Annotated in this window: 20 protein-coding genes; 13 read left to right on the top strand and 7 right to left on the bottom strand. The window is 42.3% G+C overall.

Translation table 11 applies throughout. From position 1 onward, the window contains the following. Window positions 1–7: 7 nt before the first annotated feature. The 8 genes from HMPREF9304_RS08930 to HMPREF9304_RS08895 all read left to right on the top strand — a co-directional run bounded on the left by HMPREF9304_RS08930 (window position 8) and on the right by HMPREF9304_RS08895 (window position 10,191). Window positions 8–400, top strand: a complete 393-nt coding sequence (locus HMPREF9304_RS08930) for a hypothetical protein (protein ID WP_036928307.1) — start codon at window positions 8–10, stop codon at window positions 398–400. 2 nt (window positions 401–402) lie between these two features. Then, window positions 403–1,233 carry a metal ABC transporter permease gene (locus HMPREF9304_RS08925; RefSeq protein ID WP_036928305.1) on the top strand — a complete coding sequence of 277 codons (831 nt, stop codon included), beginning with the start codon at window positions 403–405 and terminating at the stop codon, window positions 1,231–1,233. Further along, the gene (gene porW, locus HMPREF9304_RS08920; protein ID WP_036928304.1) at window positions 1,214–4,585 is read left to right on the top strand and encodes a type IX secretion system periplasmic lipoprotein PorW/SprE; all 3,372 of its coding nucleotides are present in this window, start codon (window positions 1,214–1,216) and stop codon (window positions 4,583–4,585) included. The genes HMPREF9304_RS08925 and porW overlap by 20 nt, the downstream gene beginning before the upstream one ends. A gap of 2 nt (window positions 4,586–4,587) precedes the next feature. Further along, entirely contained in the window at window positions 4,588–6,171 is a 1,584-nt protein-coding gene (gene porX / locus HMPREF9304_RS08915) for a T9SS response regulator signal transducer PorX (RefSeq protein WP_036928303.1), read from the top strand. 12 nt (window positions 6,172–6,183) lie between these two features. Beyond that, entirely contained in the window at window positions 6,184–6,597 is a 414-nt protein-coding gene (tsaE, locus tag HMPREF9304_RS08910; RefSeq protein WP_036928301.1) for a tRNA (adenosine(37)-N6)-threonylcarbamoyltransferase complex ATPase subunit type 1 TsaE, read from the top strand. 463 nt (window positions 6,598–7,060) lie between these two features. Continuing rightward, window positions 7,061–8,605, top strand: a complete 1,545-nt coding sequence (locus HMPREF9304_RS08905) for an endonuclease (protein ID WP_036928300.1) — start codon at window positions 7,061–7,063, stop codon at window positions 8,603–8,605. Window positions 8,606–8,788: 183 nt separating this feature from the next. Next, window positions 8,789–9,295, top strand: a complete 507-nt coding sequence (locus HMPREF9304_RS08900) for a DUF4251 domain-containing protein (RefSeq protein ID WP_036928299.1) — start codon at window positions 8,789–8,791, stop codon at window positions 9,293–9,295. Between the two features lie 212 nt (window positions 9,296–9,507). After that, a complete protein-coding gene (locus tag HMPREF9304_RS08895) occupies window positions 9,508–10,191 on the top strand; it encodes a glycoside hydrolase family 25 protein (protein ID WP_036928297.1) in 684 nt (227 codons plus the stop codon). 73 nt (window positions 10,192–10,264) lie between these two features. On the opposite strand, the gene HMPREF9304_RS08890 is transcribed toward HMPREF9304_RS08895, so the two are convergent. The 7 genes from HMPREF9304_RS08890 to HMPREF9304_RS08860 form a co-directional block, all read right to left on the bottom strand. Further along, window positions 10,265–11,014, bottom strand: a complete 750-nt coding sequence (locus HMPREF9304_RS08890; protein ID WP_036928295.1) for an exodeoxyribonuclease III — start codon at window positions 11,012–11,014, stop codon at window positions 10,265–10,267. 90 nt (window positions 11,015–11,104) lie between these two features. Then, window positions 11,105–11,698, bottom strand: a complete 594-nt coding sequence (gene folE / locus HMPREF9304_RS08885; RefSeq protein WP_008122827.1) for a GTP cyclohydrolase I FolE — start codon at window positions 11,696–11,698, stop codon at window positions 11,105–11,107. 21 nt (window positions 11,699–11,719) lie between these two features. After that, window positions 11,720–12,391: an SPOR domain-containing protein gene (locus HMPREF9304_RS08880; RefSeq protein WP_036928294.1), complete on the bottom strand. Its 672-nt coding sequence runs from the start codon at window positions 12,389–12,391 to the stop codon at window positions 11,720–11,722. An 84-nt stretch (window positions 12,392–12,475) separates the two neighbouring features. Next, on the bottom strand, window positions 12,476–13,237 hold the full coding sequence (tpiA, locus tag HMPREF9304_RS08875) for a triose-phosphate isomerase (RefSeq protein WP_036928293.1): 762 nt from the start codon (window positions 13,235–13,237) through the stop codon (window positions 12,476–12,478). 3 nt (window positions 13,238–13,240) lie between these two features. Continuing rightward, the gene (locus HMPREF9304_RS08870; protein WP_052046046.1) at window positions 13,241–14,587 is read right to left on the bottom strand and encodes a BT_3928 family protein; all 1,347 of its coding nucleotides are present in this window, start codon (window positions 14,585–14,587) and stop codon (window positions 13,241–13,243) included. Then, window positions 14,562–15,104 (bottom strand): DUF1599 domain-containing protein, encoded by a 543-nt coding sequence (locus HMPREF9304_RS08865; protein ID WP_036928291.1) that lies wholly within the window; start codon window positions 15,102–15,104, stop codon window positions 14,562–14,564. The genes HMPREF9304_RS08870 and HMPREF9304_RS08865 overlap by 26 nt, the downstream gene beginning before the upstream one ends. Before the next feature lie 180 nt (window positions 15,105–15,284). Beyond that, complete coding sequence (locus HMPREF9304_RS08860; RefSeq protein ID WP_036928290.1) at window positions 15,285–15,722, bottom strand: hypothetical protein; 438 nt, start codon at window positions 15,720–15,722, stop codon at window positions 15,285–15,287. Between the two features lie 181 nt (window positions 15,723–15,903). Here HMPREF9304_RS08860 and HMPREF9304_RS08855 point away from each other — a divergent pair, with 181 nt between their 5' ends. From HMPREF9304_RS08855 to lpxA, 5 genes are all read left to right on the top strand, one after another. Beyond that, window positions 15,904–17,331, top strand: coding sequence for a CCA tRNA nucleotidyltransferase (locus HMPREF9304_RS08855; RefSeq protein WP_036928289.1), 1,428 nt, complete (start codon window positions 15,904–15,906; stop codon window positions 17,329–17,331). Window positions 17,332–18,103: 772 nt separating this feature from the next. Then, window positions 18,104–19,294, top strand: coding sequence for an efflux RND transporter periplasmic adaptor subunit (locus tag HMPREF9304_RS08850; protein WP_036928287.1), 1,191 nt, complete (start codon window positions 18,104–18,106; stop codon window positions 19,292–19,294). Window positions 19,295–19,370: 76 nt separating this feature from the next. Continuing rightward, window positions 19,371–22,568 carry an efflux RND transporter permease subunit gene (locus HMPREF9304_RS08845; protein ID WP_036928285.1) on the top strand — a complete coding sequence of 1,066 codons (3,198 nt, stop codon included), beginning with the start codon at window positions 19,371–19,373 and terminating at the stop codon, window positions 22,566–22,568. A 13-nt stretch (window positions 22,569–22,581) separates the two neighbouring features. Further along, on the top strand, window positions 22,582–23,973 hold the full coding sequence (locus HMPREF9304_RS08840; RefSeq protein WP_036928284.1) for an efflux transporter outer membrane subunit: 1,392 nt from the start codon (window positions 22,582–22,584) through the stop codon (window positions 23,971–23,973). Window positions 23,974–24,056: 83 nt separating this feature from the next. Beyond that, window positions 24,057–24,839, top strand: a complete 783-nt coding sequence (gene lpxA, locus HMPREF9304_RS08835) for an acyl-ACP--UDP-N-acetylglucosamine O-acyltransferase (protein ID WP_036928283.1) — start codon at window positions 24,057–24,059, stop codon at window positions 24,837–24,839. Window positions 24,840–24,844 lie beyond the last annotated feature (5 nt).

Below are 24,844 nucleotides of genomic sequence, written 5' to 3'. Positions count from 1 at the left end.
TAACCACATGATTTTTCTCGTTCTTTTGTTAATAGGAATAGGCGTTGTTGCTGCTTTGTTCGGCTTTTTTGCTTCAAAGTCGGGCGACCATCACGAAGAGGTGGCATTGCCTGCACATTCGTGTGCTACCTGTGATGGCATAGACAATCGTTGCGAGCAAGTCTGCATGATGGAGGCAGCCACTAAAGAAATAGAATATTTTAATGACGAAGAGTTGGATTGTTATCAGGGAAGGGCAGCGGATGCTTATACGGATGAAGAGGTGAAGGAGTTTGCAGAAATACTGGAAACGATGCGACAGGAGGAGGTAAAAGATTGGAATAGAAGTCTTATCCTGCGTGGTATCAATCTTCCTAATCAGCTCAAAGATGAGGTAATAATGTTGATGAGCAATAGTTAAGAATGGAAATATTGAGCTATACTTTCTTTCAAAATGCACTGATTGGCGCTCTCTTGGCAAGTGTCTTATGTGGTTTTATCGGAACTTACATTGTGGCACGTCGATTAGTCCTCATTAGTGGTGGCATCACTCATGCCTCGTTCGGAGGAGTAGGAATGGGAGTTCTGTTGGGAGTCAACCCTATTTTGTCTGCTTTGGCATTTGCTATTTTTAGCGCATGTGGCATTCAATGGATGTCCAACCAGTACAATGTGCGCATTGACTCTGCCATTGCTATGTTTTGGACGCTTGGGATGAGTGTAGGAATCATTTGTTGTTACCTTACACCGGGGTTCCTTCCCGACCTTCCTTCTTTTCTGTTTGGTAGCATCTTGTCGATAGGTTCTGCTGATATTTTGTTTCTGTTGGTACTCACGGTTTTTGTGATAGTTGTGTTTACCTTACTTTTTAGAGCCATTCTTAGCGTTGCTTTCGACAGCCGTTTTGCACAATCGCAGCAATTGCCAGTAACAGCCATTGAATATCTCATGATGATTTTAATTGCCATGACCATTGTTGCCACCCTCCGAATGGTGGGCATTGTGCTGGCTATTAGCTTGCTCACCATCCCACAGATGACTGCTAATCTGTTTACATATCGTTTCAAACGAATGATTTTGTGGAGTATCTTCTTTGGTTGGATAGATTGTTTGATAGGACTAAGCATTAGTTACATGCTGAATATTCCGTCAGGTGCCGCTATTATCTTTGTGAGTATCTTGATTTATGGTTTGCTCAAAGCAATAAAAGTGTTAAGGAATAAGTTTATTAATAATGAGGTTATGGCAGCTTAGATATGTCGCTTTCCTGATTCAGATAATAATACTTTTATTCTTAGTATCAGGTTGTTCCACGCAGAAGAACACTGCGCGGAGCAGGTGGTGGCATGCTTTTAATGCGCGCTATAACACGTATTACAATGGAACTGTGGCTTATATTGATGCCTCTTTAGAGAAAGAGAATGGTCATCAGGACAATTTTACAGAACTTCTTCCGCTTTATCCTGTGGGAAGTAAAAGCAGTAGAGAGCTGGGAAAGGCGAACTTTGAACGTGCGGTGGAGAAAAGTAAGAAGGCTATCAAACTGCATAGCATCAAGAAAAGACCCGAATGGCGGTCAGGAAAGCGTAAGACTGCAAAGGACAAAGAATGGCTCAATCGGAAAGAGTATAATCCGTTTTTGTGGAAAGCATGGATGTTGATGGGGCGTGCTCAATTTCATTCTGGGGCTTTTGATGAAGCTGTATCTACCTTTTCTTACATGAGTAGACTTTATCAAACGCAACCTTCTATTTATGGAAGGGCACGTGCATGGTTGGCAAAAAGCTATATAGAACAAGGATGGTTATACGATGCGGAGGATGTTATTCGCAATATGGAGCGAGACTCAGTGCATTGGCAAGCCCAAAAGGAATGGGATTATACTTATACCGATTATTATATCCATACGAAGGAGTATGCAAAAGCCATTCCCTATCTTCGTAAAGTTATCAAACATGAGATGCGCCGTCGACAGAAAGCACGACAGTATTTCTTGTTGGGACAGTTGTACGAGGCTATCAATCAAAAAGAACTTGCCTATCAGGCTTATCGACGAGTCATCAGGTTGCATCCACCTTATCAGATTGAGTTTAATGCACGGATAGCCATGACCAAAGTGATGGCTGGAACACAGGGGCATCAAATGATTCGTAAGCTGCACCGCATGGCTGCCAATGACAATAACAAAGATTATTTAGATCAGGTGTATTATGCCATAGGTAACATCTATTTGGGACAAAAGGATACGTTAAGAGCCATTGATGCGTTCGAAGAAGGCAACAAACGTGCTACACGTTCTGGCATTGAGAAAGGCGTGTTACTGTTGAAATTGGGTGATTTGTATTGGAATCGTGAGAAGTATGACGATGCCAAACGGTGTTATGGAGAGGCAATAGGTCTTTTAGATAAGGATCGTGAAGACTATGGACAAATGGCTCGACGCTCCGAAATACTGGATGAGTTGGTGCCATATACGAATGCAGTGCAGCTGCAAGATTCATTGCAAATCTTGGCTAAAATGCCCGAAGCGCAACGTAATGCGGCAATAGACAGGGTAATCAAGGCGTTGAAAAAGAAAGAAAAAGAAGAAGCAGACTTGTTGGCGATGCAATCAACAAGACAGGAATCACAAGACGATTTCAATACTCCCTTTGACCCACAGGAAAGGATGACGAAGCGTAACACATTGCCTAATGTCAACGGACAACGGTCTGGAGAGTGGTACTTTTACAATCCCATGGCAGTTAACCAAGGCAAAACGGCATTTCAACGTTTGTGGGGAAAGCGAGAAAATGTAGATAATTGGCAGCGTATCAACAAGACTGTTGTCTCTTTAGGGCAGCAACAAGAACTATCAGAATTGCAACTTGACTCCATTCGGCAGCAAGAGAGTATGGAAGACTCTTTGCAACAGGTTCCCGATAGTGCGCAAAGCGACCCTCATCAGCGTGCTTTTTATTTGGCTCAGATACCCTTTACCCCAGATCAAGTGGCTGCCAGCAACCAACTGATTATGGATGGTTTGTATCATGCAGGGGTGATATTCAAGGATAAATTAGATAACTTACGCCTTGGAGAGAAAGCCTTACGACGATTGGTAGAGCAATATCCAACGTACGAGCACATGGATTTGGCTTACTATCATTTATTCTTGCTCTATTCGAGGCTACATCAACCGGCTGTGGCAAACGGTTACGTGCAACGCTTAAAGACGCAATTTCCGAAGAGTGAGTGGACTGTTTTGCTCACTGACCCCTATTTTCAGGAGAATGCAAAGTTGGGTGTACACATTGAAGACTCGATTTATGCTGCCACATACAACGCTTTCAAAGCCGACCGATACGATGAGGTGCTGGCGAATACGCACATTTCCGAGACACGTTTCCCACTGGGTGCAAACCGTGATAAATTCCTTTTTATAGGTGGATTGGGTAAGTTGAATCGTGGTGATGCTACTCAATGCTTGGCAGATCTTCATACGTTGGTGAAAAAATATCCCGAGAGTAAACTCAGTCCTTTGGCGGGTATGATTATCAACGGTGTGCAGGCTGGTCGGAAGTTGCGTGGAGGTAAGTTCGATATAGGTGATGTGTGGTCGCGTCGGGCAGCTGTGTTAAGTGATAGTGACTCGATTGCCAAGCGAACATTTAGCAACGAGCGCAACACCAATTTTACGTTTATGATCGCTTATCATCCTGACTCTGTGAATGAAAATCAGTTGCTATATCGTGTCGCCAAATACAACTTTACCCAGTATGTGGTTCGTAATTTCGATGTCGTCATAACGCAAGACGATTTTGGTTTGCATCTCATGAAGATAGCAGGATTTCTCAATTTCGATGAAGCCTTGCAATATGCACGTGCTTTTCATAAGCAGAGAGAGCTGGCATCCCTATTGAAGCACGCCCGTACTTTTGTCATCAGTGATGTGAATCTTGAACTGTTGGGAACAAATTTCAGTTACGATGATTACGATAAATATTATACCAAGCACTTTGCTCCATTAAAGATTAGTACTTTCCAGTTATTGACCGAGCCCACAGAGGTAAAGACACAGGCACAACCTAAGCCCACTCTTGAAGAGGTAGATAGGTTGCTCGATGATGCTACCTTTATTGACAACGGTTTGGAAAGCAAGCCTTTGGACAGCGGTACTTATGTTCTTCCAACGGAAAATGACAAGTCATCGAATCATCAAGGCGGTACAATCATTCCAGTAGAACAACCTAAAAAGGAAAGCAACAGTGGAGAAACGGTGATTCCATTGGCTCCTCGTACAACTTCAAAGACGCCGCTGCCAGCCGATTCTGCTAAAACAAAGTCGACAAAGCAGTTGCCAGCGAATGCGAAAAATTCGCCCCAAAAGGTGCCAACCCAACCTGTTCAGCCTGCTAAAGCAAAGTCTAAGCAAGAGCCGAATAAGCAACAACCACAACGAGTGGGTGAGACGATTATCTATTTTGAGGATGGCAAAACTGCTAAAGACAAGACAGCCAAGCCCAAGACCGTAGATAAAACTACGGATAAGAATAAAAAGAAGAAGAAAAAAGCAGAGCCTAAAGTGATAGATTTTGGTGATGAATATTATGATTTAGAAGGATTTTAGAGATGAGTAACGGATTATTATTGTGGGTAGATGATGAGATTGACTTGCTTCGTGCGCATATTCTCTTCTTGGAAAAGAAAGGTTACGAAGTGGTCACAGTGAGCAATGGTGCGGATGCCATCGAGGCTTGTCAGGAACAGACCTTCGACTTGGTGTTGCTCGATGAAATGATGCCCGGTCTTACAGGGCTTGAAACCTTACAGCAAATCAAGGAGATTCATCCGGCAACCCCTGTGGTAATGGTGACGAAGAGCGAAGAGGAGAATATCATGGAGCAAGCCATCGGGTCGAAAATTGCTGATTATCTGATTAAACCTGTTAATCCAAACCAAATTCTTCTAACGCTTAAAAAGAACATCCATCGGCGAGAAATTGTAACAGAGGTCACACAATCAGGGTATCAACAAAGTTTTCAAGCTATTGCCATGCAGATGATGGACTGCCAAACGCTTGAAGACTGGAAAAGTATCTACAAGCGATTGGTACATTGGGAACTGGAGTTGAGTGCCGCAAATAGTAACATGACAGAAATGTTGCAAATGCAAAAGGAGGATGCCAACCAAGGTTTTGCCAAATATATAAGCAAACATTATCTGGATTGGGTAGCTCCTCATCAAGCAAATCGTCCACTACTCAGCCCAGATATCTTTAAGACAAAGATATTCCCTCTGCTCGATCAAGGTGAAAAAGTGTTCCTTATAGTCATAGACAACTTTAGATATGACCAATGGCGAGCTATTGCCAACGATTTGAGTGATATGTTCGAGATAGACGATGACCTATACTGTAGCATCCTACCCACGGCAACACAGTACGCGCGCAATGCTATTTTCAGCGGATTGATGCCACAACAAATTGTTGAAATGTTCCCCGATTTATGGGTTGATGAAGATGAAGAGGAAGGCAAAAACCTGAATGAAGCACCGTTGATAAAGACGCAGATAGAGCGTTATCGGCGTCATGACAGTTTTAGTTATCATAAGGTGAATGATTCGGGCGGTGCAGATAAGTTTTTTGACCAACTGCACGAACTGTCCAAAAACGATTTGAATGTCTTGGTAGTCAACTTCATCGACATGCTCTCTCATGCACGTACGGAATCTAAGATGGTGCGAGAATTGGCAAACAACGAATCTGCTTATCGGAGTATCACGAAGAGTTGGTTTCGACACTCCATGATGTCAGAGCTGATGAAGCTCTTGGCACAGGCAAATTATAAAGTCATTTTAACGACCGACCACGGCAGTATCAGGGCTTCAAAACCTGTTAAAATTATTGGAGACCGTAATACGAATACGAATTTGCGCTATAAATTAGGCAAAAACCTCAATTATTCAGCCAAAGAAGTGTTTACAATCAAAAAGCCAGCTTTAGCGCAATTGCCGTCACCGAATATTAGCACAACTTATGTATTTGCTACGGGTGACACCTTCTTGGCTTATCCCAACAACTATAATTATTATGTAGCTTATTACAAAGATACTTTTCAGCATGGAGGCATTAGTATGGAAGAAATGTTGGTGCCACTCATTACGTTGACACCGAAAAAACGAGTTAAGACCAAAGAACAGACAGTAAAAAATTAAAACAATAATGATATGGATATTAAAATTGAATCATTAGATCATATTCATGAGGCTGCACAGCAGTTTATTGATAACATGGGTAAAGGCAATGTATTTGCTTTTTACGGAAAAATGGGTGCAGGGAAGACCACTTTTATCAAGGCTATTTGTGAGTGTTTGCAGGTAGACGATGTCATTACGTCGCCCACTTTCTCCATTGTGAATGAGTACTATTCAAACAAGTTAGACGACTCGATTTACCATTTCGATTTTTATCGGATAAAAAAGGTAGAAGAAGTGTTTGATATGGGCTATGAAGATTACTTCTACAGTGGGCGACTTTGTTTCTTAGAGTGGCCCGAATTGATAGAAGACTTGTTGCCAAAAGACGCCGTAAAGGTACACATCATGGAGCAAGAGGACGGTTCTCGACTCATCACCTTTTAGTATTTAGCGAAGAGTTAGCATTCCTAACGTTGTGTTCTCGTAGGGCTTAGGCGGATTGTTTCTCCTATTTTGAGCCTACGGAATAAGCACAACGTTAGGATTTTTTTTTGTCGTTTTGGACGCATGCTTTTTGTAGATACGACCTCAGAACATCGTTGCACCCTTGTTGTCCGAAGCATCTATAGGTACGAAAGAAACACATGAAGCATTCAAAACAGACTGTTTTGTGGTGTAAAATAGACTGTTTTGTTCACCAAAACAGTCTGTTTTCCCTCAAGTATGTGTGCTTTCAGCTGCACAAACGGTTTACCTATAAGGAAGAAAAAGTATGCAGTAATGTTCCGTAAGCGTAAAAATCTTTGTATTTTTGTCGTAGACATGACTTATACTTTGTTCGTATCGGGCAAATGTGACAACTTTGTTCTCGTTCATATCATCAATATTTACATATCTCAGATTCGTGATGCAATTAAGAAACATAAAAAGACAGATATTTGTAGGTGTACTTGTATTCACATCCTCTGTTATCTGGGCGCAGGGTCCAAATGGTACTGGAACTTATTATCAGCGTACAGATGGGTTGAAAGGTGCAGCATTGAAAACCGCATTTCATCAGGTAATCATGGCTCCAAAGGTCAAGACGTATAAAGAATTGTGGACGGTTTATCGTACAACGGACAAGCGTCCAGACGGAAAATTGTACGATATCTACTCGAATACCACCAATTATGTGATAGGTAGCAAATCGCAAGGTGCCAATTACAGTGGTGAGGGTGATGCGTACAACCGTGAGCATACCATGCCAAAAAGTTGGTTTAATTCTGCCTCACCCATGTTATCTGATGCTTTCCATGTGATGCCATCGGATGGTTATGTGAACACTCGGCGGAGCAATTTTCCTTATGGAGAGACGAAAGGCGAGAGGTATCAGTCTAACAATGGGTATAGCAAGTTAGGAAAGTGTACACTACCAGGGTATTCGGGAACTGTCTTCGAGCCGAATGATGAATACAAAGGAGATTTGGCACGCGTGTATTTTTATATGGCGACCTGTTATGAAAGTCAGATTGCCAATTGGAACAGCGACGTGATGTCACACAACAAATACCGCCCATATGTAAAATGGCAGATGGATATGCTCATGAAATGGGCTAAACAAGACCCTGTGAGTGAGAAAGAAAAGGCAAGAAATGAAGCCGTTTACAAAGTGCAAGGCAATAGAAATCCCTTTGTAGATTATCCCGAATTGGAGGATTATCTGTGGGGAGATTCTGTGTCTGTAGCTTTTAGTTATAATCATTATCAAGGCGGTCATGCACCCGTTGTTCCTTCACCTGCCCCTCAACCGGGTGTGGATCCACAGCCTTCGGTAACAGAAGAGACCGTATTGCAAGAGTCGTTTGCAAGTGGACGTGGAGCGTTTACGGTAGATGATAAAAGATTGTCTGCTCACATGCGGTACGTGTGGTCATCCTATAAAAACAATTATGTGTCGTGCATGAAAGCTTCATCCTATGTACAGAGTCAGAATCAGGCAGCAGAAAGTTGGTTGATATCTCCTGTCATCGACTTAACTTCGTACACCCAAGCCGTTTTAACCTTTGAACAAGCATGTAATTTCTTAAAGACATATAAGAATAGAGCGAAGGAATTCTTGTCCGTTTGTGTGAGTGACGACGGTGGAAAGCATTGGAAGAATTGTTCGGTGGATATTCCTCACCAAGATAAGTGGACCTTTGTGCCGACAGAAGTTGATTTGACCGAGTTTGCTGGAAAGCAAGTACAGATAGCCTTTGTTTATAAGAGTAAAACGGCTTGTGCGCCTACTTGGGAGATTATGAATTTGAAATTGACGGGTAAGAAAACGTCAACATATATCTATCGAGTAACGACGGATAGAACTCAGTTGGATGTTTTGAAGCCGATGTACGACCTGTCAGGAAAGCAAGTGAATCGTCATCATCATGGTGTGGTGATTCAAAATGGGCATAAATATCTCAAAAGATAAGTGATGAAAACCTGCACAAGATAACAGCTGTAATTGCGGTAGACTCATAAGAAGATGTTTTTTCTTGTGGGTCTATCTCTTTTCAACTGAATGAAATACGAACGGAGAGCAGTCTAAATATTGTTCAGCGATGTTTTCAAAGTCTTAGATTTTTTGTATCTTAGCCGAAAATTGGAGGCAACTATGATAAAACAATGTTGGATATATCTACTCTTATTGATAGTGAGTGGATGCAGTGTGACGCAACAGAGTAGTCGTCAAAAGGCAGCACAACGTTTGGATGCGGCATCAACAGTTGCTCATGTCTTGGAGAGTAGAACATGGGAAGCAGAAATGACCTATGTGATGCCGCTCCGCATGCGTATGAGGTATTTACAAGATCGCTATGGGTTGAAGCTTTCGGGTGATACTTTATATTCTAATCTTCCTTACTATGGGCGAGCCTACAGCATTCCTTATGGGGGTGGGAAAGGTTTGGCTTTTCAAGCACCCATACAGGATTATCAGTTAAACTATTCCAAAAAAGGATTTGCCAGACTAAGCATTGATGTACGGAATAATGAAGATCGGTATACGTATCAGCTTGATGTTTTTATGAACGGTCATGTAGATTTGGTTGTAAGGTCGCAACAACGCGACCCAATTTCCTTTAGTGGGAAGCTGGTTCACACAAATAAAACTCAAAAATAAATGTCTCCATGTTATGAAGCATGTGCGGCATTGCGAATAATTGTGAGTGTAATCGTTAGGTAATCATGCCCATTTCACCGTTAAATAAGCATCATCATCACGAGTCATCCAAAAAGAAAAGGTGGCTAAGGGTAGGGGGAATCACTGTTTCCGCCCTGTTTATTCTATTCTGTTTCTTGATTATTTTATTTCCAGAACAATATAGAAGTTTATTGTATAGATGGAATTTAGGAAGTCATGGTGGAGTAATGGCAGGCCATGTGCGCAGTCGTTATCATTATGACGGAATAGACGTTTCACATTATCAAGGAGAAATTGACTGGGCTTTGGTGGCAAGTGATACCTGTATTCAGTTTGTTTATGTCAAAGCAACAGAAGGGAGTACCCACGTAGATACGTTCTATCATCGCAATATGAGTGGTGCCAAGGAAGTGGGACTCCATGTTGGTTCTTATCATTTCCTTACTTCTACCAGTTCTGTGCATCGTCAGTTCAACCATTTTAAGGCTCATATGAGTCAACATCCGCAAGATTTACTGCCGATGGTTGATGTAGAATGGGCTGGAGTAAAAGGTTGGAGCAAGCAACAGCTGCAAGACAGTTTGGCGGTTTTTCTATGGTTGGTGAAGCAACATTATGGTCGTTATCCATTGTTGTATGCAGACTCGCGTTTTTATAATGCGCATCTATCGCCACGTTTTGACAAACTTCCTCTCTTTATAGCACGGTACAGCGAGGAAGCTCCGATAGTAAAAGGAGCACATCGGCACTTCATTTGGCAACGTGATCAGTATGGTTGGGTGGATGGCATCAATCATCAAGTGGATTTGAATGCCTTTGCGGTGGGAACAACCTTAGTCGACATTTTGCTTCCACCTACACCGGCAGGGCAGTGAATGAAGTGGAGCAATCGTACTGGAGACTGCTGCGGCTCCTTCTTTTAGCTTTTATTTCAGCACCAATTATCTTTTATTTCAGCTCCAATTCCACGGGGCAATGGTCGCTACCCATTATCTCGGTGTGAATCTTTGCATCGTGTAAGCGTTCTTTCAAGCGTTCTGAAATAAGGAAATAGTCGATACGCCAGCCTGCATTCTTTTCTCTTGCCCTGAATCTATACGACCACCATGAGTATGTAATCTGCTCTGGATAAAGGTAACGGAATGTGTCTACGAAGCCGTTGTCCAGCAATCTGGTCATCTTATCGCGTTCTTCGTCTGTAAAACCAGCATTGCGTTTGTTTGTCTTTGGGTTCTTCAAGTCAATCTCTTCATGCGCAACATTCAGGTCACCACAAATGATTACTGGCTTGATTTGGTCAAGTTGGGTAATATAAGCACGGAAATCATCCTCCCATTTCATGCGGTAATCCAGTCTTCTAAGTTCATCTTGTGAGTTCGGAACATATACGGTGATCAGGAAAAAATCTTCCATTTCAAGCGTAATCACACGTCCTTCTTGGTCGTGTTCCTCTATTCCCAAGCCATAGCTCACATGAATAGGTTTGTGTTTTGTGTAGATAGCCGTTCCTGAATAACCTTTCTTTTCGGCATAGTTCCAGTATGAAGTATAGCCCGGAAATTGCAAATCCAACTGTCCTTCCTGCATTTTTGTTTCTTGAAGGCAGAAGAAGTCAGCATCAAGTTGTTGGAAAGATTCTTGAAAATTCTTTTTTACGCAGGCTCTAAGACCATTTACATTCCAGGATATGAATTTCATAAAGTTACGTTTTTATAGTTTGTTGATAGGATGAATATTGTATTTCGTGGCTTGAGGTGTTCCACTCATCCTCCTCATCTGATTTCTTGATTAAATTTTCCTCGACTCTCCACGAAGAAGATTCATAAACTCTTCACGTGTTTTTGCTTGGTTAAAAGCACCAGAAAAGGCACTCGTTGTGGTGATAGAATTTTGTTTTTCGACTCCTCGCATCTGCATACACATGTGTTTTGCTTCGATGACAACCATCACGCCCAAAGGTTGCAATGCCTCTTGTATGCAATCTTTCACTTGTTGGGTGAGTCGTTCTTGCACCTGAAGTCTGTGACTGTATATGTCTACCACGCGTGCTACCTTGCTCAGTCCTGTGATATGTCCATGAGGAATGTAAGCTACGTGTGCCTTTCCATAAAAGGGCAGCATGTGATGTTCGCATAAAGAAAAGAAGTCTATATCTTTTACAATGACCATTTGATCATACTTTTCTTCAAACAGTGCATCCAATAACACTCGTTTAGGGTCTTGTGTATATCCCCGAGTGAGTACCTGCATTGCCTTTGCTACACGCATCGGTGTCTTTTCTAATCCTTCTCTATCTGGATTCTCACCTAATAATTGTAATATTTCTTGATAATGTGATGCGAGTTCATCCAAACCTTCGCGAAATTCATTTGTTTGATTCATGCGGATTGTGTGCTTCTATGATTAATATTGTACGGTAATTTTTCCTCGAACAATGCAAGCTTGTTTATACCCAAGTCCTTTGACTTGTTTTAGTATTCTTGCAGCTTCTTCGTAGCTACGATAGTTTCCAACACGGCAAATCCATCTTGGCGAGTAGAAATGTACATAGATCGGTTCGTTTGGAAGTACTTGTTTGATGTTGTCTCTGATGCTTTCAGCTCTAAGTCTGTCTGCTCGCGAGTTACCTCCAGCAAATGCTTGTACCCGATAGCCATTGATTTTATAGCTTTTGCGCATTACTTTTTTGCGCATATCTATGGTAGGAATGTCCAACTCAAAGGTAGACGTATCTTCTTTTGTAACTCGTCTTTCGGTGGCTTTGGCAGAACTTTCCTGCTTATTATTCCTGTCTTCTTTCGTCTTATCCGTAATCTTATCCTGCTTATGTGGTGTCAGAGGATGGATTGACGGCTTGTCATCTTGTTTCGATTTGCTCGTAGTTGGTGCTTGAGGTAGCGTAGTGATGGTGATTTTGACTTTTCCGTTAACCAATTCGTCTATATCTTTACTCTGGCTAACTTTCACAGACGCTTTTCCTGGCTCTTTCTTCTGTAAGTGATCCAAGAATGACTGTGCTTCGCTATGAATTGTAGCACATGTCAAAATAAACAATAAAGTGACGAATTTTTTCATGTGAGTTTTCCTTCAAATAAAAATGATGAAGCGAGACATAGCAATGAATTTGCTCACTTATGTCTCACTTCATGCTAAGCGTTTTTACTTCTTCCATGCATCGATGATGCCCTTAAAGTCAGCGCACTTCAATGATGCACCACCAATTAAGCCGCCATCTATATTCTCTTTAGCAAAGAGTTCGGGTGCATTACTTGCCTTGCAGCTGCCACCGTATAAGATAGTTGTGTCTTGTGCTACTTCGTTTCCGTATTTCTCTGCTACGATAGAACGAATGAAAGCGTGTATTTCTTCAGCTTGCTCTGCTGTAGCTGTCTTTCCTGTTCCAATCGCCCAGATAGGCTCATATGCAATAATGATGTTCTTAAACTCATCTGCGGAGAGATTGAATACCGAACCTTCAAGCTCTGCTTTCACTACTTCGTTCTGCTTGTTGCTTTCACGCTCCTCTAAAGTCTCACCAATACAGAATATAACTTTCAGTCCATTCTTCAAAGCCAGCAATACTTTTTCTTTCAAAATCTCTGGAGTTTCCTTATAATATTGACGTCTTTCAGAGTGCCCAAGAATTACATATTGTGCACCAGTGCTTTTCACCATCTCTGCTGAAACCTCACCTGTGTAGGCTCCCTTCTCTTTGTCAGCACAATTTTCTGCACCCAATGCAACCACATTTTGGTCTAATACTTCGGCTACACTTGCCAAGTGGATAAAGGGAGTGCAAACAATTACACCGCAATTAGGTTTTTCTGCCTTTAACACTTCATTAATTTCCTTTGCCAAGGCTACACCTTCTTGCAGGTTCAAATTCATTTTCCAGTTTCCTGCTACAATTTTTTTTCTCATATACTAATCATTGTTTAAAGTTGAAATACTATCTTCTGTTTTCTCTTGTGTCAGTTCTTTTTTCTTTTGCTTAAATCTTAACCATCTGCTCCATGCCCATAAACGGTCGGCAACTGTAAGTAATAATAAGGGAAGTACGAACCACAAAAAGATAATCATCATTCTTTTGGGAATGCTATTCTCTTCTATTGTACCTATTTTTGACAGATATAACGGCTTTTGAAGTTCTGCTTCCTGAGGCAAATCATGATGACTCCACTTCCTGATAATGATGCCCTTCTTCAGTAATATCAATCCAGGGTTACTGCGAATGATGGTTTTCAGTGTTGTTTCATCCGTTCTGCAAAACGGATATTCGGCTCCTGTTAAGTCTTGCCAATGTTGGATGTTTTCTTTCGTACTTGCCGTTAAACAGTAGAATGGATAGTCATAGGTTTGTGCATATTCGTAAATTCGGTCGATATTGCCAAAATTCAAGTCGCTTGCATTCTCCACATGTGGCGAAATGAGCAAGAAAGTATAGCTCGTATCTGCAAGAATTTCCTCTGTTAAATCTTCTCCTTCCAAGGTCTGAATGCTGAAGTCATGAATGGGAGGCACGTATCCTTCTGTTAATTGTGTTGTTTTACTGTCCACAAATTCCCATGTGGAGTCAGGGTAATTGTCAAGCGTAAACTCTTTTGTTTCTCCATTCTTCTTCAGCAAAAACGTTGTTTCAAACTTAGGTTGTTCTGCATCTTCTGGTATTTCCATACCCTTTGGAATGTTCGCTCCTATATGATAAGGACGGAAATCAAAGAAAGGTAATTTATATAAACAATACAAGCTGGAGGCGATGATGAAGAGAATGGTGTAGTTGAAGACAATCCATTGGTTTGTTTTGGAGATAAATCTCAACATGCGCAACGGCCATAACGCAATGATGATAGAGCACACCAGCAGCACAATGTTCTTGACTAAAGTCTCCATGTTGCTCAGATGAATGGCATCGCCAAAGCATCCGCAATCGCTAATGGGGTTGGCAATGACAAGCCAAAGCGTGACGATAGTCATTGCAACCATGAACGTCAGCGTTATCTTGGACACCAGTCGTCTGCGAATAGCCAACAGAATAAACACCCCAAGACAGAACTCTATGGCAGATAATCCCACGGAAGAAGCCAATGTTATCCAGTCTGGAACCATTCCTTGGCATGACAATGCTTCCAAATAGTCTTGTATCTTGTATTGAGTTCCTAATGGGTCAATGGCCTTTACATAACCCGAAAAGATGAAGGTTATGGCTAATACCAGTCGGCACACATTGGTCAAGATAGTCTTCACTTTATTCACTAAGCCTGATAACGCCAAAGACAGCGTAGTTGATAATATCCATTAAATTTGAGTCAATGCCTTCAGAAACGATTGCTTGTCCGTGAATATCCTCCAATTCTTTCATCCTTTGAATTTTTGTAAGAATGAAATCGGTGTAGCTACTCACACGCATCATTCGCCAAGCCTCATCATAATCATGATTTTTCTTGAGCATCAGTTCTAAAACTTCCTGTACATGTCGGTCGTATAGCGTCATGGCTTCCGTGGTGTTGATATCAACTTCGTTGACAAAGCCTTTCTCTAATTGTATCAATCCAATAATACCATAATTAATCAATGCCATGAATTCAGGTCGAATGCCTTCTTCTATCATGGCTTTCTTTTTCATTTCGATAGACCGAATACGCTTGGCTTTGATAAACAATTGGTCTGTCAATGAAGACGGACGCAGGATACGCCACGATGCACTGTAGTCGTGGAGCTTATTCTCAAACAGTGTCCGGCATTCTGCCAGTACATTCTTAAACTGCTCTTCTGTCTTTGTATGGTTCATATTATAGTGTGCAAATTTAATCAATTCTACTGGAATAGCCAAAGAATGTGACGAGTGAATTTTGTGTTTGTTATCGGGTAGAAGTTTTGAAGTGCGTAGATACAAAAAATGAAGAAAGCGTTAGGATGCCCTATTGATTAACAATCTTTCTTCAATTCGTATGATGTCTGGCAGAAATTGTTACTGGTCAGCTGCGTGCTGATATTCTTTTGTATCTTGTTTCTGCCTCATTCGTATCATTCTCACCACGCCACACATGGCTTCGTATCTGGCTTTTAGGGAGTCGCGCTCTACTCTCATCATGTTGGCTTTGTACAAGTTAGCTTCTTCAGGAATCTCTCTCAGGATAGCTTGTAGTGCAGAGTCGGTTTGCGCAATGTCGTGTTGCGCTAACTTCAGCGATGCTTGTTGCCAGAGGCGCAAGCTTTCTCTTCTGCTCTTTATCGCTTTTGGGAACTGCATTCTCAAAGCGGTAATAGAGTCGAGTGTTTGCATATATTCGCCTCGCTCATAGAGAGCCTTGATTTGAGCGAGCAAGTGGGCTGCCTGTTCGTCTTCAGATGGAGCGCACGAGACGATGGTCAAGGCGCACAATATCAACCATGTAAAAATCTTCATGTCGCAAAAATACTAATTTTCTGCATGAACGCATCCAAAACGTTGCTTATTTTTAGTAACTTTGCAGCCACTTAAGAAGTTTTATCATTCAAGACGGTTGTTGTCTGTCTTCATTATTAAAATTAAAATAACCTTGAGAGCTTCATCCCGAAAGTGATAGGGATAGTCTCTCGTTTGACTTATGCGAAATCTTTCGAATGCCGATTTGGCGCATCTTTTAGATAATGATATCTTTCATCAAATATCCGCTGTTGCCGACCATTTAGATGTAGAATGTTATGTGGTGGGTGGTTATGTTCGCGATCTTTTCTTGGAACGTCCATCCAATGACATTGACGTGGTTGTTGTCGGTAGTGGAATTGAGGTTGCAGCAGCTTTGAAACAAAAGTTAGGCAAACGTGCCTATCTCTCGGTGTTTCGCAATTTTGGTACAGCTCAGATTAAGTTCAAGGGGATGGAGATAGAGTTTGTGGGTGCCAGAAAGGAGAGCTACAGTCACGATTCGCGTAAGCCTGTGGTGGAAAATGGTACGTTAGAAGACGACCAGAATCGCCGAGATTTTACCATTAACGCCTTGGCGGTCTGTCTCAATCAGGCACGTTTTGGAGAGTTGGTAGACCCATTCGATGGATTGTTAGATTTAGAAGACGGACTGATACGCACACCTCTTGGGCCTGATATCACCTTCTCTGACGACCCTCTTCGTATGCTTCGATGTGTTCGTTTCTCCACCCAACTCAAGTTCTTTATTGAAGACGAAACCTTTGAAGCATTGAGGCGCAATGCCGAACGTATAAAGATTGTGAGTGGTGAACGCATTGCAGACGAGCTGAACAAAATCATGATGACCGATCATCCCAGTAGAGGATTCATAGAATTGTATCGCTGTGGTTTGTTAGAGTTAATCTTACCCGAGCTGGTGGCAATGGATCAAGTGGACACTAAAAATGGCAGAGCACACAAAAACAATTTTTATCACACGTTGGAGGTGGTGGATAATATCTGCCAGCACACCGACAAATTGTGGTTGCGTTGGGCTGCTTTGTTTCATGATATAGGCAAGCCACGCAGCAAGCGTTGGGATTCGTTGGTGGGGTGGACATTCCATAACCACAATTTTATTGGGGCTAAAATGGTTCCTGGCATTTTTAGACGACTTAAATTCCCGTTGGATGCCAAAATGAAATATGTGCAAAAGTTGGTGGATATGCACATGCGACCTATTGCAATTGCTGATGATGAGGTAACGGACAGTGCTGTGCGCCGGTTGATGAATGATGCCGCAGACGATATAGATGATTTGATGACTTTGTGCGAAGCCGATATTACCAGCAAGAATTCACAGCGCAAAAAACGCTTTTTGGATAATTTCAGAATTGTTAGAGCAAAGCTTGATGACTTGAAGGAGCGTGACTACAAACGCTTGCTGCAACCTTGTATTGACGGAAATGAAATCATGGAGCTGTTTCATCTCAAGCCTTCTCAAGAGGTGGGAGCGCTGAAGCAGGCGTTAAAGGATGCGGTGTTAGATAACAAAGTGCCTAACGAACGCGAACCCTTGATGAAACTTCTTTTAGAAAAAGCCAAAAAGATGGGGCTTGAGAAGTAATGCTTTTCAAGCGGTTGTGAACTGTCTGCTATGATTTTTTATGCGAGCAGGTCTTTATTAGGCGCTTTTTCATCTGCTTTTTGTGTAGATTTTTGACGAGAAGGAAATTTTAATTTTGTAAATCTTTTTGGTAGTTTTCAATTCTGCAAAATAGAATTTTTGAAGGTGTCTCAAAGCTTCAAAAGGACTGTTTTTTAGCTCTTGTGTTGTTAACTCAATGAGGTAGTCTCTCTAAAGACACACTCTAAGGTCCTTATGAACATACTTTAGTGGGCTTGAAGTAATGAGTTAAAAGGGCTAAAGCATGTCTTCAATTCAAGAAAATGCGGCGTTGTTTTTATAATCTATTGAGGTTTAAGGAGTTGTAAAATTCGCGTATTTGCGAGCAAAGGCGTACCTGTTTCCAAATATGCGAGTATTTGGCAAGCAAATCAAGATTTTTTACCATTTTTGTGAACTATAATGAAGTCCTTTTGTCCTATTTTTTACAACTTCAAAAGATAGGTTGGTTGGCGGATAAAACTCACTATTTGTCTTCTCGTTCAATGCTATTAGATAATCATGTAGCAAGGAGCAATCATGTATAAAACTGTTCGCTTTTTTATCAGAATCAATGCAATATTTGTTAAAAATACCCTATGGGTACGGCATTTCTCATAAAAAACAAGTACTTTTGCAAAGTAAAAACTTGAATACATATTAGAGTTTTCTATTGTATTCAATTCAGGATGACAAAGATAGAAACGAAGAAATAATAAAAAATACATAGGATATGAGACGAAAAAACGTGTTTTTGTTGGCTGCTTTTGCTGCGCTTTTAGCCGCCTGTGGAGGTAAGCCGAATCTGAAGTTTGGCGACAACGAATTTCCAGTACAAACGGTTGAAAGTACAGGTTCATCCACTCAGACCACTTATCCTGCGGTCATTAAGGGCATTCAGGATGTGGAGATTCGCCCTAAAGTTTCTGGTTTCATCACGAAGTTGCTCGTACAAGAGGGACAAACCGTGAAGGCCGGGCAACTATTGTTCGTGATAGATAACAGTACTTTCCAAGCTTCAGTGCGCCAAGCTCAGGCAGCGGTCAACTCTGCAAAGTCGCAACTGCGGACCGCAAAGCTAACGTATGAGAATAGTGAGCAACTGTTTAAGCGTAATGTCATAGGGCAGTACGAGTTGCAATCTGCACAGAACACGTACGAAACGGCAAAGAGTGCGGTGGCTCAAGCACAAGCAAGTTTAGCCTCTGCTAAGGAGATGCTCAACTTCTGTTATGTGAAAAGTCCTGCGGCAGGAGTGGTTGGTAGCCTACCTTTTAAACAAGGGGCCTTGGTGAGTGCGTCCAGTCCACAGCCGTTGACAACGGTTTCTAATATTAGTACTGTGGAAGTGTACTTCTCGATGACCGAAAAAGATGTTTTAGAGATGACAAAAACTGCTGGCAACGTGTCAGCAGCAATAGCTTCCATGCCTACGGTAAAGTTACAACTGGCAGACGGTACGATTTACAATCAGCGGGGTAAGGTGGTAAAGATGAGCGGTGTCATCGATCAAGCGACAGGAACACTGTCTATGATAGCACGCTTTCCCAACCCTGACAAACTGTTGAAGAGTGGTGGGGCAGGCTCTATTGTTGTGCCAAAGGTGAGCCAAGGTGCCATTGTCATTCCACAGTCTTACACCGCAGAGGTACAAGACAAGGTATTTGTGTACACGGTGGGTAAGGACAACAAAGTGAAGTATCAGGAGATTAAGGTTGCTCCACAGAATGATGGGAAGAACTTTATTGTCACTGGAGGTTTGAAAGTGGGCGACCGAATCGTTACCCATGGTATTACGAAGCTAACCGATAGCATGGAGATTAAGCCCATTACCGAAGCACAGTATGCAAAGAAAATAGCTGAAGCCGAGAAGTTGGGGGAGATACAAGGCGACTATGGTAAGATGAAGGAGGCTTTCAAATAAAGATGTTTCAAGTGCCGTGTTTCGTTGACAAGGCAAAAATGTTGGCTATCAAGCCAACGACAACATACTATAAATTATGACATTAACAAGATTTATTAAGCGGCCAGTTCTTTCAACGGTTATCTCGGTGGTAATCGTTATCTTGGGATTTATTGGATTGGCAACGCTTCCTATAGAGCAATATCCAGACATTGCTCCTCCTACCATTTCGGTATGGACCACTTATATTGGCGCAGATGCTGAAACAGTGAAAAACTCTGTCTTGGCTCCTCTTGAGGAGAGTATCAACGGAGTGGAGAACATGGAGTACATGACTTCATCGGCTACCAATGCAGGAAGTGCACAAATTACCATCTACTTCCGACAGGGAACTAATCCCGACATGTGTGCCGTCAATGTTCAAAACCGTGTTTCGCAAGCCCAGGGACTATTGCCCGCAGAAGTGAACCGTGTCGGTGTAACGGTTTCTAAACGCCAAACCTCGCAGGTGATTATGTACACGCTCACCTCAGAAGACGGTAAATATGATGACAGGTTTTTGACCAATTATAACAATATCAATATTGTTCCTGCCATTAAGCGTATCCAAGGAGTCGGCGATGTGCAGAGTCCAGGCATGAAAACCTATTCTATGCGTATATGGTTAAAGCCAGATGTCATGAAGCAATACGGCTTAATTCCAACCGATATTGCAGGTGCATTGGCAGAACAGAATATCGAAGCGGCACCTGGTTCATTTGGTGAGCAAAGCGATATGGCGTACGAATATGTGATGCGCTATAAAGGTAGACTGAAGACAGCAGAGGAGTTTGGCAATATTATCTTGCATAGTACACAGACAGGACAAACCTTAAAGCTGAAAGATGTTGCAAAGATTGAACTCGGAGGACTGACGTATGCGGTCAGTATGCGTAACAACAACAACCCTTCATCTATGGGTATGGTGCAACAAATTGCGGGGTCGAATGCCAATGTCATTGCTAAAGCGGTGAAAGAAGAATTAGACAAGCAGGCTAAAAACTTCCCTCCGGGCATGGAATATAAGATAAATTATGACGTAACCGAGTTTTTGTACGCCTCCATTGAAGAAGTTGTCAAGACACTTGTTATCACTTTGTTGCTCGTTTTCTTGGTGGTGTACATCTTCTTGCAAGACTTCCGCTCGACCATCATCCCAATGATAGCAGTTCCAGTGTCATTAATTGGTGCTTTCTTCTTCTTGAAGATGTTTGGCTTTTCTATCAATCTGCTCACCTTGTCGGCACTGTTACTGGCTATCGCCATTGTGGTTGACGATGCCATTGTGGTGGTAGAGGCGGTCCATGCCAAGTTGGATTTGGGCTATAAGAGTACTATGACTGCCAGTGTTGATGCCATGAGCGAGATAGCAGGTGCCATTATATCCATTACGTTGGTAATGGCTGCTGTGTTTGTCCCCGTTTCTTTTATCGGTGGAACGTCAGGTACGTTCTATCGAGAGTTTGGAGTTACCATGGCAGTATCTATCTTTATTTCTGCCCTCAATGCGCTGACGCTGTCACCAGCTCTATGTGCCATTTTCCTCAAGCCCAAGAATGAGGATGGGTCGGAACGTAAGATGAGCAGGATAGACCGCTTCCATACGTCGTTTAATACGAGTTATGACAAGGTTTTGGGTAAGTATAAAAACAGGGTAGAAAAGCTGGTCAGAAAACCTATCCTTACAGGAGTGTTTGTTTTGGTGGGTGCCATTGCCCTGTTCTTAACGATGAAAACCACTAAAACAGGATTGGTTCCTAATGAGGATACGGGTACACTGTTCTGTACGGTGTCTATGCCTCCTGCAACAAGTGCAGTGCGAACACAAGAGATAGTAGACCAAATTGATGCAATGCTGGCAAGTAATCCTGCCATTCAGAGTCGTGAACAATTGCAAGGATTTAACTTCATTGCAGGACAAGGCTCTGACCAAGCCACGTTTATCATTAAGTTGAAGCCTTTTAAGGATCGCAACATGGGGCAGAGTGCCATGGCTGTTTTGGGTATGATATATAAGCAAACGGCTCAAATAAAAGATGCACAAATCTTGGCATTTGCGCCTCCAATGATACCGGGTTTCTCTCTTAGTAATGGTGTATCGTTGGTTTTGCAGGATAAGACAGGTGGAGATTTGAGCAAGTTCTTTGACATTACGAAGCAATACTTGGCAGAATTGAACAAGCGCCCAGAGATACAAATGGCGATGACCTCATACAATCCTAATTATCCTCAATATATGATTGATGTTGATGTGGCTAAATGTAAACAGGTAGGTATATCACCAGCCACGGTGTTAAGCACGCTTCAGGGGTATTATGGAGGTATGTACGTGTCTAACTTCAATGCTTATGGCAAGTTATATCGTGTGATGATACAAGGAGACGTGGATAGTCGTGCACGACCAGAGGGCATGAATGACATCTTTGTGCGTACTCCAGCTGGCATGGCTCCTATCAATGGATTCTGTTCTATCAAGCGAGTGTATGGCCCGTCCAATGTGAATCGCTTCAATATGTTTACCAGTATCAACGCAACCGTAACCGTCAATGACGGTTATTCTTCGGGTGAAGCCATCGAAGCCATTAAAGAGGTGGCGGCTACTACCTTACCGCAAGGATATGGATATGATTTTTCTGGCTTGTCAAGGTCTGAAAACAGCTCCAGTAACTCAACGGTGATGATCTTTGGTTTGTGTCTGTTGTTTGTTTATCTCATTTTGGCGGCACAGTACGAGAGTTATCTTTTGCCCTTCGCTGTCATCCTTTCCATTCCTTTTGGCTTGGCAGGAGCGTTCCTGTTTACCCAACTGTTTGGGCATAACAATGATATCTATATGCAGATTTCCTTGATTATGTTGATAGGATTGTTAGCAAAGAATGCCATTCTGATTGTGCAGTTTGCACTGGAAAGGCGACAAACAGGTATGGCTATCACATGGGCTTCTATTCTTGGTGCAGGTGCACGTTTGCGCCCAATCTTGATGACATCTTTGGCAATGGTGATAGGTTTGCTCCCTATGATGTTTGCCATGGGCGTTGGTAAGAATGGTAATCAAACCTTAGGAGCGGCAGCTGTGGGCGGTATGTTGATAGGAACGTTCTGCCAGTTGTTTGTAGTTCCAGTCCTGTTTGTCATCTTCCAAGCTCTTCAAGAGAAGATAAAGCCATTAAAATTTGATGATGAAGAAAATTTGGAAGCGGCAGCTGAGCTGCGTCAATATGCACGGAAACCTTTGCCAGAACAAGTTGAAGCGTAAAAAATAGATAGATATGAAAATACAAAATATCCTCTTGATTGCTATTTCTGCAATGAGTTTGACAGGCTGTAAAAGTCTCTATGGGGTGTACGAGCGACCAGCTGTGAAGACCGAAGGACTGGTGCGTGACGTTCAATCTCCAACAGATACATTGGTAGTGACCGATACTTTGAGTTTCGGCTACATGCCATGGCGACAAGTGTTTACAGATGTTCAACTACAAAAACATATAGAGCAGGCACTTGCCAATAACTTAGATTTGCTCAATGCAGCACAGAATGTGAAAATGGCAGAAGCCCAGCTCAAGGCTGCGAAATTGTCTTTTCTGCCCTCGTTCACCTTCGCACCCCAAGGAACTATCGCGTCATGGGATGGTGGAAGTGCTACAACAACCTATCAACTGCCCATTGCTGCGAGTTGGAATGTCGACCTTTTCGGAAATCTTTTAAGTCAGAAGCGTTCCTCTCAGGTTGCCTTGTTGGCGTCACAAGATTATCAGAAATTGGTTCGGATTAACATCATCAGTGGTGTTGCCAATCTCTATTACACCTTGTTGATGCTGGATAGGCAGCTTGCTATTGTGGATGACATGCACGGTTTGACGAAAGAAACGTGGGAAAAAATGAAGGTGTTGATGGATTTAGGGCGTGGAATCCGATCTACTGGCGTACAGAGTGCCGAGGCAAATTATTATGCTGTTGAAGCAAAGCGTGCGGATTTGTTGCGACAAATACGAGAGACAGAAAATGCGTTGTCACTCCTCATGGGGCAACCTGCACAGAGTATTGTGCGTGGAAAGCTCGAAAATCAAGCCTTACCGCAGCGTTTTTCCACAGGGATAGCTGTCCAGTTGCTCAATAATCGTCCTGATGTTCATGCGGCGGAGATGCAATTAGCTCAATGTTTCTATAACGTGCAGACGGCTCGTAGCAGATTTTATCCCAGTCTAACCATCTCACCTACAGGCGTTTTTACCAATAGTATGGGCGGCATGGTGGTGAATCCAGGCAAATGGTTGCTATCGGCTGTGGGTAGTTTGGTACAGCCTATCTTCCAACAAGGGAAGATAGTAGCGGGCTTGCGTGTTGCCAATGCACAATACGAAAAAGCCTATAACACGTGGCAAAACAGTATTCTAAAGGCAGGAAACGAGGTAAGCAATGCCCTTGTGCTTTATCATTCTTCCGATGAAAAGAGCAAGATAGAGGCGAAACAAATAGAGGTGTTGCAAAAAAATGTAGAAGATACCAAACTTCTGTTGCATCAATCAAGCAGTACCTACCTTGAGGTAATAACAGCGCAGCAAGCACTCTTAAATGCTCAAACAGCGAAGATTAGAGACGACTTCAATAAGATGCAAGCCATTGTAAATCTCTACCAGGCTCTTGGAGGTGGTGTACAATAGCGGTTTACGATGACAAAAGGCAAAAAGTGAATGTTTCATGAGCCTTATCAATTTATTTATTCATTCAATTATCATTAACAGATATGGCAAGCGACATCAGTGAAAAAGCGCAAATAGCACAAGGTGCAAAGATAGGGAACAATTGTAAGATATATCCATTTGCATATATCGAGGATGACGTGGTGATAGGTGACAACTGCGTGGTATATCCCTTTGTGAGTATTATGCATGGAACTCGTATGGGTAATGATAATCAGGTTTATCAAGGTTCCGTGTTAGGAGCGGTTCCACAAGACTTTGAATTCAAAGGCGATGATACCGAATTGCGCATTGGCGACCATAATATCATTCGAGAAAATGTAGTGATCAACCGAGCTACTCATCAAGGTGGACAAACCATTATCGGTCATGAAAACTTCCTCATGGAAGGCTCGCATATCTCTCATGACACCAAAATGGGAAATCAGTGTGTGTTGGGATATGGAACAAAGATATCAGGCAACTGCGAAATAGGGAATGGGGTGATCTTTAGTTCAAGCGTCATCGAAAGCGAAAATACACGCATTGGCGATTATGCAATGATACAAGCAGGCACTACTCTCTATCAAGATGTTCCACCATATATTATTGCTGGTGGCATACCTGCTAAATATGCTGGACTGAACAGTATGATGTTACAAAGCTATGGCATCTCAGAAAGGGTGCAAAAGCACATAGCCAATGCTTATAGATTGGTGTTTCATGGCCAGACAAGCGTGTTCGATGCCGTTCTACAAGTACAAGAGCAGGTGCCAAATGGTGAGGAAATTAATGAGATAGTGCGCTTTATTCAAGCGACAAAGGCTGGGATTATTGGAAAATTGTAACAGCC

The organism is Hoylesella timonensis S9-PR14, assembly GCF_000762405.1.
Taxonomy (GTDB): Bacteria; Bacteroidota; Bacteroidia; order Bacteroidales; family Bacteroidaceae; genus Prevotella; species Prevotella timonensis_A.
This window is presented reverse-complemented; position numbering and strand designations above follow the sequence as displayed.

Coding starts and splice junctions, on each gene's coding strand:
- HMPREF9304_RS08930 (WP_036928307.1), top strand. CDS start 8: ATGATTTTTCTCGTTCTTTTGTTAATAGGAATAGGCGTTGTTGCTGCT.
- HMPREF9304_RS08925 (WP_036928305.1), top strand. CDS start 403: ATGGAAATATTGAGCTATACTTTCTTTCAAAATGCACTGATTGGCGCT.
- porW (WP_036928304.1), top strand. CDS start 1,214: ATGAGGTTATGGCAGCTTAGATATGTCGCTTTCCTGATTCAGATAATA.
- porX (WP_036928303.1), top strand. CDS start 4,588: ATGAGTAACGGATTATTATTGTGGGTAGATGATGAGATTGACTTGCTT.
- tsaE (WP_036928301.1), top strand. CDS start 6,184: ATGGATATTAAAATTGAATCATTAGATCATATTCATGAGGCTGCACAG.
- HMPREF9304_RS08905 (WP_036928300.1), top strand. CDS start 7,061: ATGCAATTAAGAAACATAAAAAGACAGATATTTGTAGGTGTACTTGTA.
- HMPREF9304_RS08900 (WP_036928299.1), top strand. CDS start 8,789: ATGATAAAACAATGTTGGATATATCTACTCTTATTGATAGTGAGTGGA.
- HMPREF9304_RS08890 (WP_036928295.1), bottom strand. CDS start 11,014: ATGAAATTCATATCCTGGAATGTAAATGGTCTTAGAGCCTGCGTAAAA.
- folE (WP_008122827.1), bottom strand. CDS start 11,698: ATGAATCAAACAAATGAATTTCGCGAAGGTTTGGATGAACTCGCATCA.
- HMPREF9304_RS08880 (WP_036928294.1), bottom strand. CDS start 12,391: ATGAAAAAATTCGTCACTTTATTGTTTATTTTGACATGTGCTACAATT.
- tpiA (WP_036928293.1), bottom strand. CDS start 13,237: ATGAGAAAAAAAATTGTAGCAGGAAACTGGAAAATGAATTTGAACCTG.
- HMPREF9304_RS08865 (WP_036928291.1), bottom strand. CDS start 15,104: ATGAACCATACAAAGACAGAAGAGCAGTTTAAGAATGTACTGGCAGAA.
- HMPREF9304_RS08860 (WP_036928290.1), bottom strand. CDS start 15,722: ATGAAGATTTTTACATGGTTGATATTGTGCGCCTTGACCATCGTCTCG.
- HMPREF9304_RS08855 (WP_036928289.1), top strand. CDS start 15,904: ATGCGAAATCTTTCGAATGCCGATTTGGCGCATCTTTTAGATAATGAT.
- HMPREF9304_RS08850 (WP_036928287.1), top strand. CDS start 18,104: ATGAGACGAAAAAACGTGTTTTTGTTGGCTGCTTTTGCTGCGCTTTTA.
- HMPREF9304_RS08845 (WP_036928285.1), top strand. CDS start 19,371: ATGACATTAACAAGATTTATTAAGCGGCCAGTTCTTTCAACGGTTATC.
- HMPREF9304_RS08840 (WP_036928284.1), top strand. CDS start 22,582: ATGAAAATACAAAATATCCTCTTGATTGCTATTTCTGCAATGAGTTTG.
- lpxA (WP_036928283.1), top strand. CDS start 24,057: ATGGCAAGCGACATCAGTGAAAAAGCGCAAATAGCACAAGGTGCAAAG.